Genomic DNA, 16,181 nt, shown 5'->3' with positions numbered 1-16,181 from the left:
TAGAGTGGTAAAAACTGTATTTTCAGGTTTTACCACTCTATTGTTTTGAACTCAATTTAATCGAAACAAATACATCAGTCTAAATGCCAATTAGCAATGAACACTTAATGGATAAGTCTAAAGAGTCGATTCCAACGGATTTTATTAAGAACTGATTTGGGATTGGGATCTATCGACATCCAAATAAACACCGCTTTGCCTACAATGTGGTCGGCGGGTACAAATCCCCAAAAACGAGAATCTGCCGATTCGTAGCGGTTGTCGCCCATCATAAAATAATAATCTTGCTTGAAAGTATAGCTAGTAATGGCTTTGCCGTCGATGCTTATTTTTCCATTGGCAATCACTACTTTATCGGCGTCGTTATGATCAAAATACTTAATTACATTAGCGTATTTAGCGACATTGGCCGAGTCAAGCTGGACTGTGAGTCCTTCTTTGGGGACTTGTACTGGCCCCCAATAGTCAAGGTTTTGTTTGGCCGAGACCGGAAAAAGCCCATTTTCGGTACTTGTAGGCGTATAAGGACTCTCGTGGGTTACACTTTTGATAAAACTATGTTTTTTTAATCCATCCACAATCTGCGGAGTTGTACGGATTTGATAAACGTATTTGCTTGTAGTAATCGAGTCGGCTGGATAAGCACTATAAGCTTGAATATCTTCATTTTCAAAAAACCGGTCATCCAACAAATCGTTGGATTCTAAGCGGTAAAAGAATTGAGCTTTGGGAGGAATTTCGGCTTCTTTCCCATTGACATATACTACTGCTTTTTTGATTTCAATCACATCTCCTGCCACTCCGATACAACGTTTGATGAAGTTGGTACGCAAGTCTACTGGAAAAGCCTTGTAGCCGCCATTTCCTTGAAGTGGGTCTTCGAAAGGCTCATCAGGGTCACCCGGATAATTGAACACCACTACGTCGTTGCGCTTCACATCAGAGAAGCCCGGTAGGCGATACATCGGAAGCTGGATGAGCGTAGAGAAAGAAGGAATATTGGTTCCCCAAATGGTTTGGTGGGTAAGCGGGACTTGCAGGGGAGTGCCGGGGGTACGTGCCCCATAGTGGAGTTTACTTACAAACAGAAAATCGCCGATTAAGAGGCTTTTTTCCATCGAAGAAGAAGGAATAGTATAGGCTTCGAGAAATAGCCAACGAATAAGTGTAGCTGCTACTACGGCAAATACAATCGAATCGAGCCACTCTCTAAAGGCCGACTTTTTAGGTTTGGGTTTTGACATAAATAAAATTCTTTTTTATTAACGACTAACAAATAGCGAATTATCCTTCTCCTAGCATATCGTCCATACCAAAAACACCTTGACGGGTAGATAGCCATTCAGCAGCTACTACGGCGCCCAGGGCAAATCCTTGACGGCTATGGGCTACGTGCTGAATTTCGATACTATCTACTTCAGAATCGTACCGAATGATGTGGGTTCCAGGAACTTCACCTTCGCGCAAAGATACAATTGGGATTTGATTTTCGGCAACTTCGGATTGGTTAATCCACTCGGTTTTGGTAGGCAGGTTTTCAATAAGCCCTTCAGCTAGCGTAATTGCCGTGCCGCTAGGGGCGTCAAGTTTGTGAATATGGTGAATCTCGGTCGTGTGAACATTGTACTGAGGGTAATTGCCGATGAGGCGGGCGAGGTATTTGTTCAAACGAAAAAAAAGATTGACGCCAATGCTGTAATTAGAAGCATAAAAAAAAGCGGCCTTGTGTTGGAGGCAAAGCTCTTCAATTTCAGGGCGATGATGCAGCCATCCCGTAGTACCACATACGGTAGGAAGCCCTTTGCTCATACACCATTTGAGGTTTTGGTAAGCGGCTTCTGGAGCACTAAATTCAATGACAGCATCGACATTTTCGCGATTAAATGTATCTAATTCGTGGCGATTGGAGACATCAATTCTACCCACGATTTGGTGACCACGGCTCAGGGCGATTTGCTCGATTACTTTTCCCATTTTGCCATAGCCAAGCAGAAGAATATTCATTATAAATGTACTGAAAAGATGATGATAAAATATGTGATAGCTTCCTATCTAAACCAAATACAAGTGGTAATTTACTTAATTCCAATCACTAATTTTGCGCCAACAACCCCACCCGTAAACTGATTGTAACTAGCATCGGGCTGAAAACGTAGCGATATATCTTCTGACATATCGAAGGTTTTGAGGTGAGCTGCTACATTGGCTTCTACTGCATTGAGTGCCCATACGGCTGCCAGAAGAATATAATTAAGATCTCTGTAGCGGCGATAAAACTCTTTTCCTTGAGTAATTCGATCAAGCGTTAAAGTACGGGTTATTTTCTGACCTCGAAGATAAACTTCCGCTTCTGTACGTAGCTGAGCTCCTGTTTCGGGATTGTAACTGGCCTTATAAGGACCTAAAAAATCCTTATAACGTATGTCATAATATCTGATAAAGAATATAACCGTTCCAAAACCCGCATAGACAAAGGGCATTTTCCAGTACTGCTTGTTATAAGCTTGGCCAAGCCCGGGAGCTACCAATGAATACAACGCAGCCTTGCGAGGGCTATGTTTAGTGGTAGATTTTGGCGTTTCAGCTTTGGCTATAGCACTTTTGAGGGCTTTTGTTTGGAGCGTATCTGAGCGCATCGTATCTGCTACCGCCGCTATTTTGGAGAGTCGCTTTGCCAAAGAATCAGTAGTGATTTGCTGTGCCTTCACTCCCCATGCTCCTATCCCTAGCCACAGCAAACCTATGAGAATACTTAGCTTTTTCAAGACTCAAATTTTAGCACTTTTAAGATACGGTCTAGCTCATCTTGCGAGGTAAAGGGGATTTTGATTTCTCCTTTTTGTTTGTCATCCGTTTTGATTGAGACTTTGGCCCCAAAATAAGACGAAAGTTTGAACTGTAACGAACGTATCTCCTGCTTCAATGCAGTAGGGCGGCGATCTTTGCTATTGGTGTCTTCGTTGTTGAGTTTGAGGGCTTGTACTGCTTCTTCTACCTTACGAACCGACCACGCCTCTTCGATAGTTTTACGGAAGATTTTGAGTTGTACTTCAGGGTTTTCGATATTGATAATCGCCCGTGCGTGTCCCATTGTGATTTGGTCATCACGCAAAGATGCCTGTATCATTGGAGGGAGTTTTAAGAGGCGAATGTAATTGTTGACTGTAGTTCGATTTTTGCCTACGCGCTCGCCTAGTTCTTCTTGCTTAAGGCCACAATCCGAAATCAAACGTTGATAACTTAGCGCAATTTCTATGGCATTAAGGTTTTCGCGTTGGATGTTTTCGATAAGGGCCATTTCCAGCATTTGCTGATCGTTGGCGGTACGGATATAAGTAGGAATATGGGTAAGGCCGGCAAGCTTCGACGCTTGTAAACGTCGCTCCCCCGAAATCAACTGATAGCGGTCGCGCCCAATCTGACGTACCGTAATCGGCTGAATAATCCCTTGAACACGAATCGATTCGGCTAGTTCGTTGAGGGCATCTTCATCAAAACGAGTACGGGGCTGATAGGGGTTGGTATCTATCTGCTCGACGTGAATCTCGGTCATCATGCTCACGTTTTCGTAAGGAGAAGGGCGAGTAGAGCGATTTACGTTGTCGCTATCATGGAGCAATGCCCCTAAGCCTCGTCCCAAACCAGTCATTTTTTTTGGAGCAACTTTTCCGATATTTTCCATGTCATATTGAATGTTTATAGATTATGCGAATTTTAGATAGCTCTAAAATTCGTCTATCTCAACTACTGAAAATCATTTTTAAAAAATCGGCTATTAACCAAAAAGCCTACTTGAAACTAGTGACTCTTTCGGACGATTTGTTCGTCTTGTTCGAGCAGCCCGTTTTTGCTCAAAATCTCCCGAGCCAAATTTAGATAACTAATCGCCCCCTTGCTGTCTGAATCTTGGGCGATGGTAGGTACGCCATAGCTAGGAGATTCGCTCAGGCGTACATTGCGCGGGATGATGGTATTGAATACCATGTGTTTAAAATGAGCCGTTACTTCGTTTACCACTTGATTGGATAGACGAACCCGCATATCGTACATGGTAAGTAAAATACCCTCAATTGCCAAGTTGGTATTGAGACGTGTCTGAATAATCTTGATGGTATTAAGGAGCTTTCCGAGACCTTCCAAGGCAAAATATTCGCACTGTACAGGTACAATCACCGAGTCGGCGGCGGTGAGGCTGTTGATAGTAATCAAGCCCAAAGAAGGTGAGCAGTCAATCACCACAAAGTCATAATCATCTTTGATAGGGCGTAATGCTTCCTTCATTTTCTCTTCGCGATTTTTGAGATTGATCATCTCAATCTCCGCACCTACCAAGTCGATGTGGGAAGGAAGCAAATACAAATTCTCAAAAGTAGTTTCTACGATGGCATCTTGAGGAATCACCCCCTCTACCATACACTCATAGATACTGTACTCAATTTCTTTGGGGTTGAAACCCAATCCTGAGGTTGAATTTGCCTGAGGGTCAGCGTCTACAATTAAAGTTTTATAGTCCAATACTGCCAAACTTGCCGCTAAGTTGATTGCAGTGGTTGTTTTTCCAACGCCGCCTTTTTGATTGGCTATAGCTATGATTTTGCCCATTGTTGTTAGGTTTATCGCCTTCAAATATCCGTCTTTATTCGGAATAACCCAAAATGTTCCACGTAAAATTTGTTAAATGTTTCACGAAACTTTAATAAATACCAAATCCCCACGAAGTTAGATAAAAGCCACAAGACCTATATCTGGCTATTTATCCAAACAAAAGAGGAGATTTTACGGTAGTATTCCTTACTTTTATTGTACTAAACTCTTAATTATACTCCTTTATTCCTCTTTTTAAGAAATGATTAAATTTTTGATTAATAGGCATATGCTTTCACTCATCTTCTTAAAACAACATTGTGATGCTGAAAGATTTAAGGATTAAATGAGTATCTGTTGGTTGAAAAATGAAACTACTTATGAATAAGCGAACTTTTCTTAAAACCTCATCCGTTCTGATTACTGGAAGTATGCTATCCAATCTCATGGCCTGTAAAGAAAAGGCCACCCCTCGCACCAATTGGGCTGGTAATCTCACCTACAGCACCGACAATTTATACACTCCGCAAAGCGTGAGTGAGCTTCAAGAGCTTATCAAAAAATATAAAAAAGTGCGTGGACTCGGTACTAAGCACTGCTTCAACACCATCGCTGATAGTCCCGAAAACCAGATTTCTACGGCGGCTTTCAACAAAATCTTATCGCTTGATAAAGACAACAATACTGTCACGGTAGAGGCGGGTATCAAGTATGGGGAGCTTTGTAAATATCTAGATGATAATGGCTATGCCCTGCACAACTTGGCTTCTTTGCCTCATATTTCGGTGGCCGGTGCGTGCGCTACATCTACCCATGGCTCGGGACTGCGAAATGGCAGCTTGGCTACGGGAGTGGTTGCCCTAGAAATGGTCAACGGCAAAGGCGAAATCGTGAATCTCTCGCGTGAAAAAGACGGAGATGAGTTTTTGGGCGCAGTCGTAGGCTTAGGAGCATTGGGAATTGTCACCAAAATGACCCTTGCCTTGCAACCTACTTTTAAAATGAAGCAAGTCGTATACCAAAATATGCCTATGAGTGCGCTTGAGAAAGATTTTGAGCGGATCATGTCGAGTGGATACAGCGTGAGTTTGTTTACGGATTGGACCCGCCAAAACATCAGCGAAGTATGGATTAAAAGCAAAGCCGAAGAGATGAAAGAAGTAGCTCCCGAATTTTTTGGTGCTACATTGGCTACCAAGCATCTTCACCCTATCGAAGCGCTAGATGCCGTAAACTGCACCGAACAAATGGGGGTAGAAGGGCCATGGTACGAACGGATGCCTCATTTTAAAATGGGATTTACGCCAAGCAGTGGCAAAGAGTTGCAATCTGAATATTTTGTGGCTTTTGAACATGCTTATGCGGGATTGCTTGCTATCGAAAAATTACACGAAAAAGTCTCGCCTCATTTGCTAATCACCGAAATCAGGGCTATTGCCGAAGATGATTTGTGGATGAGTCCTTTTTACAAAAAAACATGTGTAGCTTTTCACTTTACATGGAAGCAAGAAGTAGAAGAAGTAACCCAATTGCTCCCTCTTATTGAAGAAGCATTGGCACCTTATGAGCCTCGTCCTCACTGGGGAAAACTCTTTCGCCTCAAACCATCAGTGCTTCAATCTCGCATCCAAAAACTAGCTGATTTTAAAAACCTGATGGCCAAACACGACCCCGAAGAAAAATTTAGGAATGAATTTATAGACCTGAATCTTTTTGGAGAAAGTCAGGCTTAAAAATAAAGCGTCTTGCACCCATATGGGCAAGACGCTTTATTTTTTGTTTTCAATTATGTTGTACCTATACCGCGAAACTTTCGCCACAGCCACATGTACGAGTAGCGTTGGGGTTCACAAACTGAAACCCTTTGCCATTGAGCCCGTCTGAGAAGTCCAATACAGTCCCTGCCAAATAAAGAATACTTTTTTTGTCAACGACGATTTTAATGCCTTTGTCTTCAAACTCCATATCAGTGGGTAGTTTTGAGCTATCAAACTCAAGGTTGTACATCAACCCTGAGCAGCCACCACCTACCACCCCTACCCGAATATGGTTTTCGTCCGTTTTGCCTTCTACTTGGCGAAGTTCCAAAATTTTGTCTTTGGCTTTGTCAGTTACCGTTACCATTGCGATGAGTTATATTTTAATGTTTATAGCTGATAGTTTTCAGAATATAACTACTTAGCAATAGGCTTTACGCCGTAAGCAATAAAGTTTTTATTAAAAAAGCTTTTGCATCCTTAACAAGTCTCTGGTATGATTCTCTAAAAATCTCGTAAAGAATGCCTACTGCTTATTGCCTAAGTAATTGTTTCAAAACTATGAGTGAATAAACGGATGTTTTGTTTCAATAAATAGCTATCTATAAAACCAAACCCTTCTTTCAAAAGTTTCATTATAAGAGTCGGTTGGCTTGGTTTTTTCGGAAGAAAGACTGAGTTAGAAAACAAATCGTACCTTTGTCGGTTAGAAAACATAAGAGTATATATCTACAAAAGCATGTCTGTCAAATATTATCATCTCAAGGTAAAAGAAGTAATCAAGGAAACGCCAGAAGCCGTTACTATTTCGTTTTGGCATCCTTTAAGTGAAATGATTAAGTACCATCCAGGGCAGTTTCTGACGTTGATTGTGAGTCCAGAAGGACAAAAAATAAGACGGTCGTATTCGATGTGTAGTTCACCTCACATGGATACTGCTCCCGCCGTAACGGTAAAGCGCGTGCCCGGAGGGCTGGTCTCTAATTGGCTGATTGACAACATCAAAGAAGGTGATTTTATCGAAGTAATGGAGCCTATGGGGCATTTTATGGTGCAGCCTGATGCTCGCAATGCGCGTACGGTGGTATTGATAGGAGCGGGTAGTGGTATTACACCGTTGATTTCGATGGCTAAGTCTATTCTGAAAGTTGAAGCCGAAAGCCGAGTGATTTTATTGTATGGTAATCGCCACGAAAACAGTATCATATTTAGAGACAAATTGGAAGAATTAGGAGCACAATTTGCGGGGCGTTTTGAAATAAAACATATATTGAGTCAACCGCTGGGAGAATGGCAAGGCGCGGCGGGCCGTTTGAACCAATCCCAAATTCTGAAATTTTTGGAGGGAATCTCTGATTTACAACCAAATCAAGCCGAATATTATCTATGTGGCCCTGAAGGTCTGATGGAGGAAGCCAAGAGTGCTTTAGCGATTTTGAAAGTAAATCCTGATTTGATTCATAAAGAAAGTTTTATCACCTCTCATACTACCCACGGAGAGGTGACAGAGCAAGAGGATGATGGCAGTCTGAAGGCCCAAGAAGTGACCGTGTTGTATGAAGGCTCAGAATATAAATTTACGGTAGAGCCTCATCAAACCGTCTTGGAGGCTGCTTTGGAATTGGACATAGATTTGCCCTATTCGTGCCAAGCAGGAATGTGTACGGCTTGTATGGGTAAGTGTATCTCTGGTAAGGTCCATCTGGACGAAGACGACGGACTTACTAAATCGGAATTGGCGGCTGGGTACATTCTAACTTGTGTGGCGCACCCTCTTTCAAAAGACGTAGTGATAGAAATAGAATAAGTGAAAGCCCTAGGTTGGCACTTTTTTTGCCTTTTTTTTGATTGAACGATTCAAGCATATACCATGGAAATTGTAATACGCCCTTATGAGTTGAGCGACCGCACTATTTTGGAAGAGATTTTTATGTTGAATACCCCAAAATATTTTGCACCCGAAGAACTCGGCGATTTTTTAGAATATTTAGACTTATTTGGCGACGACTATGTCGTGGCCGTAGTAGGAGGGCAGATTGTGGGCGGCGGTGGCTACTGGATTCGTGAGTCTGATCAGCAAGGAGGCTTGTCATGGGCTTTTTTACATCCCGATTCTCAGGGGACTGGTGTAGGGAAAGCCTTGGCGGTTTATCGTATCGACAAAATCAAGGCTTCGGGACAAGCCAAGACAATCATGGTTGAGACCTCACAACATTCGTTTGGTTTTTACGAAAAATTTGGCTTCAAACTAGTCGGGCAGCAGTCGGATTACTGGGCACCGGGTATAGATTTGTGTTCGGCAGTATTAGATTTATAGAGAATATTAAGTCGTAGAGCATCCCTATGAGGGGTATTCTACGGCTGCGCCTGTTTCGCGATAGGTTTTAGGTTCAAAGAGTCGTCGGATACCTTCTTGCAAAAAACCAATACCGTAGCCAAACAATTGTACAAAGGCCGCACAGATACTTAAGACTCCTACTTGCACGCTGCCAGATTGGCGGGTAGCATCTACAAAAAGCAGGCTGACATACAAGGCCAAGAAGCCAATTCCTGCATACAAAAGCCAAGGGTGAATCAACCCTAAGAAAGGAATACTCACGCAGCCAAGGGTGAAAAGCAACGGAAAAGCGTGTACTAGTTTTAATTCTTTGGGATAAAACCGACCAATGTTGATACGGGCGCGTCCGAAGAATTTTAATTGGCGAAAAAAAGCCCCAAATCCTGTACGGCGTTTGTGATAAATAAAAGCTTCTGGAATCAACGCCGACTTGAAACCAAGCGTAAGAGCCGATATGCTAAAAATGATATCTTCGCCCATGCGGCTGATTTGAAATCCACCTGTACGTTTCCAAACCTCCCGCGACAGACCCATGTTGAAACTTCTGGGGTGAAAAGTGCCACCAAGATTGTTTTTTTTACCCCTGATTCCCCCTGTTGTAAAAAGAGATGTCATCGAATAACTGATGGCTTTTTGGATAGGCGTAAAACTTGGGTGGTCGGTGTCGGGGCCGCCGTATAAGTCTACATACTGGGTGTTGAGTCGGGTGTCGACGATTTGGAGATAGTTGGGTTCTAATAAAGCATCTGAATCTAGCAAAATGAAATAATCTCCTTTGGCACGTTCAAACCCATAGTTTCTGGCAAAACCTTGCCCGCCATTTTCCTTGTAGAAATAATAAATTTCAAGTGTTTTCGCAAAAGAAGTCACTACTTGGTCGCATTTGATGCGTGAGCCATCTTCTACAATGATAACCTCAAAATTTTTGAAAGTCTGCTTTGCTAGGCAAGTCAGTAGCTCAGCTAGCTCATCGGGACGGTTATAAACAGGAATAATGATGCTGTATTTGCGCATGATTTGCTTTGATTTCGGCAGCAAGTTAGTATTTTTACCCCGAACGACACCTATGAAATACCATGACAAACGACGATTACTTATCTTCTAGAAAAATCCTGAGCTGGGCCGAAGAAGACCGCCCACGCGAAAAATTGATGTTGAAAGGCAAAGCGGCGCTTTCTGACGCGGAGTTGATTGCAATCTTGATTGGGTCGGGTACGGTGGAGTTGTCGGCGGTAGATTTGGCCAAAGTGATTTTGCAAAAAGCAGGAAATAACCTAAACGAATTGGCCAAACTTTCTCTCAAAGATTTAACCAAAATACGAGGTATTGGCGAAGCCAAAGGGATTACGATAATGGCGGCGCTGGAATTGGGCCGCCGGCGCAAGGAAAGTGAAGTGGTACGCAAACCTCGTATTACAAGTTCGAAAGATTGCTATGAGCAGCTTCGGCCTTATTTGCTGGATTTGGCGCACGAAGAGTTTTGGGTATTGCTGCTCAATCGCGCCAACGAAATCATCCGTCCCGTGCAAATAAGTCAAGGAGGCGTGTCGGGGACAGTGGCCGATTCTAAAATTATTTTTAAAGCAGCAATAGAACATTTGGCAAGTGGGATGATATTGGCTCACAATCACCCCTCTGGCAATCTACGCCCTAGTGAGGCCGACAAAGACCTCACCCGACGGATATGTGCTGCGGGCAAGCTGCTTGATATTCCAGTATTAGACCATTTGATATTTGCGGATACTGGTTATTTTAGTTTTATGGATGAAGGCCTGATGTAAAACTCTTGTTTTGAATAATACATTTTACCGACTTAAAAACTAACAAACCTAACTACCTTGCCTCTTTAATCTACCTTTCTTCATGTCGGATCAACTTAAAAAACAAATTACTCTTTTTAGCCTTACGATGATTGCCGTGGGGTCGAGCATTGGCTCAGGGATATTTCGGACGCCTTCGGAGATTGCGGGCTATTTGCCCACTACAGGATGGATGCTTGCGGTGTGGGTGGCGGGCGGTTTGGTGGCTTTGTGTGGTGCCTTGACCTTCGCAGAGATTGCTTCTATTTTTCCAAAAGCGGGTGGGTTTTATGTGTTTTTGAAGGAAGCTTTTGGCGAGCTTCCTGCTTTTTTATACAGTTGGTCGATGCTGCTGGTTATTAACACAGGCTCTCTGGCGGCACTTACTTTGGTTTTTACTTCTTACCTCAATGAACTGATTCCTATGTCTGAGTCGGTACAGCTTGTGGTGGCCGTTGGCACTATTGCTTTGCTGACCCTCATGAATGTACTGGGAGTGAAGTGGGGAGGGGTATTTGCCTCAGTTTTTACCTCGGCCAAGCTTATCGGAATTGCTGTAGTGGTAGTGATAGGCCTCGTAGCAGGTATGAATGCGGTGGATATTGCTGATTTTTCGTGGAGTACCAATGCCGAAAATTTACCCCTGGTATCGTCGTTTGGTTTGGCTTTGATTGGGGTTACGTTTTCGTATGGGGGGTATCAACACGCTACTTTTATTGCAGCCGAGGTAAAAGACGCCAATCGATTGGTGCCACGTGCCATGCTGTTGGGAATCGGAATTGTTTGTTTGGCGTATTTGAGCGTCAATTTTGCGTATTTGAAACTCATTCCTATTGACCAAATCGCTGCTTCAAAAGGCGTAGCTTCCGAAGCCGTAGGAAGTGTGTGGGGATGGGGGGCAAAATTTATTTCTTTTTTGATTGTATTGTCGGTCTTGGGTACGATTGGTATTTATATTCTGACGGCACCTCGTATTTACTTTGCTATGGCGCAAGATGGCTTGTTTTTTAAACAATTTGCCGAGATTCATCCGCGTTATCAGACTCCTTTTTGGGCGATTATTTTCCAGTCTTTTTGGACAATCCTGCTGCTCATTTTTTGGAAAACATTCTCCAATCTTATCACCTATGTTGTATTTGTGGATACCGCTTTTTTCTTCCTGACGGCGGCTACCATTTTTAAATTTAGGAAACAAAAGTTAGCGCGCAATTATAGCTCCTTGGCTTATCCTGTTACACCGTTGATTTTCATGGGCTTATCGGCCTTTGTGGTAGTCAATACCCTCATCGAAAAACCCGAACAAGCCTTGGCGGGATTATTCTTTTTGGGATTAGGAGGCTTGGCTTTTTGGTACTTTAAAAGAAAAAGAGATACTCACTCATCATGATGACCCAAACTTTAATTACCCTTTTTGAAAGAGACCTAAACAAGCTCAAAGAGGAGCTTTGGGCTTATCAATCCGAAGAAAATATCTGGAAAGTAGAAGGCAATATCGCCAATTCGGCAGGCAACTTGGTACTGCATCTGATTGGTAATTTGAATACTTATATCGGCGCCGAAATAGGCAAAACTGGCTATGTACGCAACCGGCCTTTGGAGTTTAGTGACAAGAATGTGCCAAGAACCAAATTACTCAAAGAGCTTGATGATACTATTCAGGTGATTAAAGAAGTTCTTCCAAGATTATCGGCAGAGGATTTTGAAAAAGAGTATCCGATTTTGGTCTTTGATAAAAAAACTTCAACCGAATATTTCCTTACTCATTTGGTAGCTCATTTGGCGTATCACCTAGGGCAAGTAAATTATCATCGCCGATTGTTGGATGAAGCGTAAAAGCGTAAAAGCATAATAGAGCTTCCAAGTTTCAGAAACTTGGAAGCTCTATTATGCTTTAAATTGAGATTGGTTTTCTGAAAAGGTACTTGAGAAGATAGTGGTAAGAGTACTTTTCCGTTTATGAAGAGGGCGATTTTACTCAGAGCTTTTTTGGAGAGAACGAGAGTACATAAATAATGCTTAAGAACGCTTTGATTGTCAGAAGGTTATTTTGTATCATAGCTTATGTATTATGGTTTTTATACGATTTGCGCTAAAAAACCGTTAGCCAAAAGTAAAAATTGTATAATTCTAACGTATTTTTACATCTCCCCAATAAAATTACAAAGACTATCCTATGAACATGAACCGCAGAGAAGCATTGTCGAGAGTAGCCCTTTTGATGGGTGGGACTCTTTCGGCGCCGTCTTTAATGGCTTTTGGTGCAGAGCCGAATCTTTCCCCCAAAATAGGCGCTGATTTCAGCCTTACGTCTACTCAACGCGCTTTAGTGGCTGAAGTAGCAGAGCACATTATTCCCCGTACTTCTACTCCCGGAGCCAAAGACGCTGAAGTTGGTCCTTTTATCGAGCTAATGCTAAAAGATTGTTATCGCGAGCAAGAGCAACAAAATTTTTTGGAAGGCTTGGCCGATTTGGACGAAAAGGCTACCAAAGCCCACGGCAAAAAATTCTTAGATACTACTTCGGCTGAGCAAGTGGCTATCTTGAAGCAAGTAGAAAAAGAGACCATCGAAATGATGAAAAATGCCAACGTGCAGCAAGTCAAAGTAGGTGATAATGTAGACAAAGAAGTAGTAGATTCTAAAAAAATCAAAGGCACGCCTTTCTGGCGTTTGATAAAGGAATTGACCTTGTTTGGGTATTTTACTTCTGAAAAAGGTGCTACGCAAGCGCTTGATTATGTACCTATTCCGGGAAAATACGAAGGGTGTATTCCGCTCAAACCGGGTCAAAAAGCATATGCTTTGTAAAATAGGTAGATTTTGACAAAAACATTAAACAATTAACCTAAGATGTATCTAAATATTGATGCCCAAAAAGAATTGACCTACGATGCCATCGTGGTAGGTTCAGGGATAAGTGGCGGATGGGCAGCCAAAGAATTGACAGAAAGAGGCTTGAAAGTGTTGTGTTTGGAGCGCGGACGAGACATCAAGCACGTAGAAGGCTACGAAACAGCCATGAAAGCTCCGTGGGAGTTTGCGCACCGTGGCCGTCCTACGATTCAGGCCGCAGAGGAGTATTGGGCAGGGATTCGGACGGGCTATACTGTCAATGAAGAACACCGTTATTTGTTTGAAAACGATAGCAAAAACCCTTATCTCGAAACCCGTCCTTTTGACTGGATTCGGGCTTATCATACGGGAGGTCGTTCTCTTTTGTGGGGACGTCAGAGTTATCGTTGGAATGAAGAAGACTTCATGGCCAATGCCAAGGAAGGTATTTCTATCGATTGGCCAATTCGCTACAAGGACCTAGCGCCGTGGTACGATTATGTAGAGCGCTTTGCCGGCATTAGCGGTTCTAAAGATGGACTTTCGGTATTGCCTGACGGCCAATTCCTTCCTCCGATGGAGCTTAATTGCGTCGAAAAACACGTAAAATCGGAAGTAATGAAAAAAATGGGGCGGGTGATTACGGTAGGTCGAGTAGCGCACCTCACCAAACCCCAAGGTGTTCATACAGCGCTAGGGCGTGCTTCGTGCCAATACCGCAATATGTGTATGCGGGGTTGCCCATTTGGAGCGTATTTTAGTACGCAGGCAGCTACCCTGCCAGCGGCGATGAAAACCAAGCGCCTGACTTTGGTCAATGATAAAATAGTATCAGAGGTAATTTATGATGAGAAAAAAGGTAGAGCCACAGGTGTGCGTACTATCGATCAAAATACCCTCGAAGTCAAAGAATATTATGCCAAAATCATCTTCCTAAATGCGTCGGCGATTCCTTCGGCTTCTATTTTAATGAACTCCAAATCGAGCCGTTTCCCCAATGGTCTTGGCAATGATAGTGACCAACTAGGCCGCAACATCATGGATCACCACCTAGGCGTGGGAGCTTCGGGGACATTTGAAGGATTTAATGACCAGTATTACTTTGGCCGTCGTCCCAATGGTGTGTATATCCCACGTTATCGCAACTGGGGCAAAGACAAGCGCGACTATGTGCGTGGATTTGGGTATCAAGGTGGTGCAGGCCGCTCAGGCTGGGGACGTGGCACTGGTATGGAAGGCTTCGGTGCCTCTTTCAAAGAAGAAATGAGCCAAGTGGGCGGCTGGACAATGGGTATCGGAGGTTTTGGGGAAGTATTGCCCAACGAAAACAACCGCTTTACATTGCACCCTACCAAAAAAGACAAATGGGGAATGCCTATTGTGGTGTTTGATGCAGCTTATGGTCAGAATGAGCTCAAAATGCGCGTAGATATGAAAAACGACGCCGCCGAAATGCTCGAAGCTGCTGGTCTCAAAAATATCAGTACTTACGACAATACGAAGGCCAATCTAGGAATTGGTATTCACGAAATGGGAACAGCACGTATGGGAAGAGATCCCAAAACATCGGTACTCAATGCGCATAACCAAGTCCATACTTGCAAAAACGTCTTTATGACCGATGGTGCTGCGATGACTTCGGCCTCTTGTGTCAATCCTTCATTGACTTATATGGCGCTCACGGCTCGTGCGGCAGCTTTTGCAGTAGATCAGTTGAAGAAAAAGAGCCTCTGATTTTTGGACGCATAAGTATTTATTTTCATCAAAAAAGCGGCTGAAAAGCCGCTTTTTTGATGGGCGTAGTTTTACTTTTGTTTGACCAGGGTATATTTCAATTCTCCAAAATCCACCCACCCGCAGGTTTCGTTGGCTTTGTCGTATTCAACACATTTAAGATTGAAAACCAATAAAGTATCGCCTTGAAATTGAAAACCCATCCAGTTTTTTTTGTCTTTAGTAGCACTTAGACTCAGTTGATCTACTTGCATCTCTGGGCCTATGTAGTCGATAGCTGCTTCATAAAACTGAACGTCCTCCAGACCACTCACTTGTCCGTTGTTTTTAAATATTACTTTCTGTCCATCGGGTAGCGAATAAGTACCTTTAAAGAGTATTTCTTCTAAAATAAGTGGATTGCCTGCTTCGTGAGGGTTTACATGAGGGGTGATTTTGACAAAGCCTTTTTCGCCAATGCTGATTTTGGTAGGGGATAGAATTGTAATGTTATTGTACAACTGCGTAAGCGAATCATCAATCGACTCATAAAGCTGGTATTGATTGCCATTTTTGACTACCCTCATTTCGGGACTGCCTTCATGGAAATTCCAAATCACAGAAGTAGGCTGAAGAGTGCGCTCAGGAATGATGACCATGCAATCTTCACTCCCTTCCTGAGATTTTTGAGGAGATTTGTGTTGCTGAATGTCTTTGAGATAACTTTCGCTCAACCAATATCCCGCAAACGAGAGCGTAGTGTCAAGTTTTTTGAAATCCGTACTAGAGATAGTTGTATCTTGTTTTTCGTTGAAAGTACAACCTCCCAGAAACAAAACAAACATTACAAATAGAAGATATTTCATGGATATGTGAATCGGATAAGTATGACGTCAAACATACATCGACTTTGTGATATATCCAATGTCGATTTATTTTGGGGTTAGGCTGATTGGCTGTTCCTGAAAATGAAGCACGCGGGAGGCATTGCTTCCCGCGTGGCTTTACTCACTTAATTTATCTAAAAAAATCTTTGAATACAGGACTAAATCCTGAATATATATCAGTCGAAAAAATGTCTTTTAGTAAAGATGATGAAACAACCACCAAATAATTTTGGCTAGACTTACAGAAGCATAGAAAAACTAAAATGGGTG

At 42.8% G+C, this 16,181-nt stretch carries 16 protein-coding genes; 8 read left to right on the top strand and 8 right to left on the bottom strand.

Annotated features, from left to right (window positions below; all coding sequences use genetic code 11):
• Positions 1-104 precede the first annotated feature (104 nt).
• The 5 genes from lepB to G563_RS0119725 all read right to left on the bottom strand — a co-directional run bounded on the left by lepB (position 105) and on the right by G563_RS0119725 (position 4,602).
• Entirely contained in the window at positions 105-1,244 is a 1,140-nt protein-coding gene (lepB, locus tag G563_RS0119745; protein ID WP_028666821.1) for a signal peptidase I, read from the bottom strand.
• A gap of 40 nt (positions 1,245-1,284) precedes the next feature.
• Positions 1,285-2,004, bottom strand: coding sequence for a 4-hydroxy-tetrahydrodipicolinate reductase (dapB, locus tag G563_RS0119740; RefSeq protein ID WP_028666820.1), 720 nt, complete (start codon positions 2,002-2,004; stop codon positions 1,285-1,287).
• A gap of 71 nt (positions 2,005-2,075) precedes the next feature.
• On the bottom strand, positions 2,076-2,765 hold the full coding sequence (locus G563_RS37145; protein WP_051211087.1) for a DUF5683 domain-containing protein: 690 nt from the start codon (positions 2,763-2,765) through the stop codon (positions 2,076-2,078).
• The gene (locus G563_RS0119730; protein ID WP_028666819.1) at positions 2,762-3,682 is read right to left on the bottom strand and encodes a ParB/RepB/Spo0J family partition protein; all 921 of its coding nucleotides are present in this window, start codon (positions 3,680-3,682) and stop codon (positions 2,762-2,764) included. Before G563_RS0119730 ends, G563_RS37145 begins: the two co-directional genes overlap by 4 nt.
• A 116-nt stretch (positions 3,683-3,798) precedes the next feature.
• Complete coding sequence (locus G563_RS0119725) at positions 3,799-4,602, bottom strand: ParA family protein (protein ID WP_028666818.1); 804 nt, start codon at positions 4,600-4,602, stop codon at positions 3,799-3,801.
• Between the two features lie 362 nt (positions 4,603-4,964).
• Between G563_RS0119725 and G563_RS0119720 the strand changes: the two genes are divergently transcribed.
• Entirely contained in the window at positions 4,965-6,317 is a 1,353-nt protein-coding gene (locus G563_RS0119720; protein ID WP_037327687.1) for an FAD-binding protein, read from the top strand.
• Between the two features lie 64 nt (positions 6,318-6,381).
• Here the strand turns inward: G563_RS0119720 and G563_RS0119715 are convergent, their stop codons facing one another.
• Complete coding sequence (locus tag G563_RS0119715; RefSeq protein ID WP_028666816.1) at positions 6,382-6,708, bottom strand: HesB/IscA family protein; 327 nt, start codon at positions 6,706-6,708, stop codon at positions 6,382-6,384.
• Positions 6,709-7,080: 372 nt separating this feature from the next.
• Between G563_RS0119715 and G563_RS0119705 the strand changes: the two genes are divergently transcribed.
• Both G563_RS0119705 and G563_RS0119700 read left to right on the top strand, forming a co-directional pair.
• Complete coding sequence (locus tag G563_RS0119705) at positions 7,081-8,148, top strand: ferredoxin--NADP reductase (protein ID WP_028666815.1); 1,068 nt, start codon at positions 7,081-7,083, stop codon at positions 8,146-8,148.
• Between the two features lie 63 nt (positions 8,149-8,211).
• Positions 8,212-8,658, top strand: coding sequence for a GNAT family N-acetyltransferase (locus G563_RS0119700; RefSeq protein WP_028666814.1), 447 nt, complete (start codon positions 8,212-8,214; stop codon positions 8,656-8,658).
• A gap of 24 nt (positions 8,659-8,682) precedes the next feature.
• On the opposite strand, the gene G563_RS0119695 is transcribed toward G563_RS0119700, so the two are convergent.
• The gene (locus G563_RS0119695) at positions 8,683-9,693 is read right to left on the bottom strand and encodes a glycosyltransferase family 2 protein (RefSeq protein ID WP_037327561.1); all 1,011 of its coding nucleotides are present in this window, start codon (positions 9,691-9,693) and stop codon (positions 8,683-8,685) included.
• A 62-nt stretch (positions 9,694-9,755) separates the two neighbouring features.
• On the opposite strand from G563_RS0119695, the gene radC reads away from it, so the two are divergent.
• From radC to G563_RS0119670, 5 genes are all read left to right on the top strand, one after another.
• Positions 9,756-10,460 carry a RadC family protein gene (radC, locus tag G563_RS0119690; protein WP_028666812.1) on the top strand — a complete coding sequence of 235 codons (705 nt, stop codon included), beginning with the start codon at positions 9,756-9,758 and terminating at the stop codon, positions 10,458-10,460.
• A gap of 82 nt (positions 10,461-10,542) precedes the next feature.
• Entirely contained in the window at positions 10,543-11,865 is a 1,323-nt protein-coding gene (locus G563_RS0119685; protein WP_028666811.1) for an APC family permease, read from the top strand.
• Positions 11,862-12,311 (top strand): DinB family protein, encoded by a 450-nt coding sequence (locus G563_RS0119680; protein ID WP_028666810.1) that lies wholly within the window; start codon positions 11,862-11,864, stop codon positions 12,309-12,311. Before G563_RS0119685 ends, G563_RS0119680 begins: the two co-directional genes overlap by 4 nt.
• A 346-nt stretch (positions 12,312-12,657) precedes the next feature.
• Positions 12,658-13,287 (top strand): gluconate 2-dehydrogenase subunit 3 family protein, encoded by a 630-nt coding sequence (locus tag G563_RS0119675; protein WP_028666809.1) that lies wholly within the window; start codon positions 12,658-12,660, stop codon positions 13,285-13,287.
• Between the two features lie 42 nt (positions 13,288-13,329).
• A complete protein-coding gene (locus tag G563_RS0119670; protein ID WP_028666808.1) occupies positions 13,330-15,045 on the top strand; it encodes a GMC oxidoreductase in 1,716 nt (571 codons plus the stop codon).
• Between the two features lie 71 nt (positions 15,046-15,116).
• On the opposite strand, the gene G563_RS0119665 is transcribed toward G563_RS0119670, so the two are convergent.
• Complete coding sequence (locus G563_RS0119665) at positions 15,117-15,890, bottom strand: hypothetical protein (RefSeq protein WP_157585491.1); 774 nt, start codon at positions 15,888-15,890, stop codon at positions 15,117-15,119.
• Positions 15,891-16,181: the final 291 nt, after the last annotated feature.

Origin of the sequence: Runella zeae DSM 19591, assembly GCF_000423565.1 — a bacterium.
Taxonomy (GTDB): Bacteria; Bacteroidota; Bacteroidia; order Cytophagales; family Spirosomataceae; genus Runella; species Runella zeae.
The sequence above is the reverse complement of the archived record's forward strand: the minus strand, read 5'-3'. Positions and strand labels throughout refer to the sequence as shown.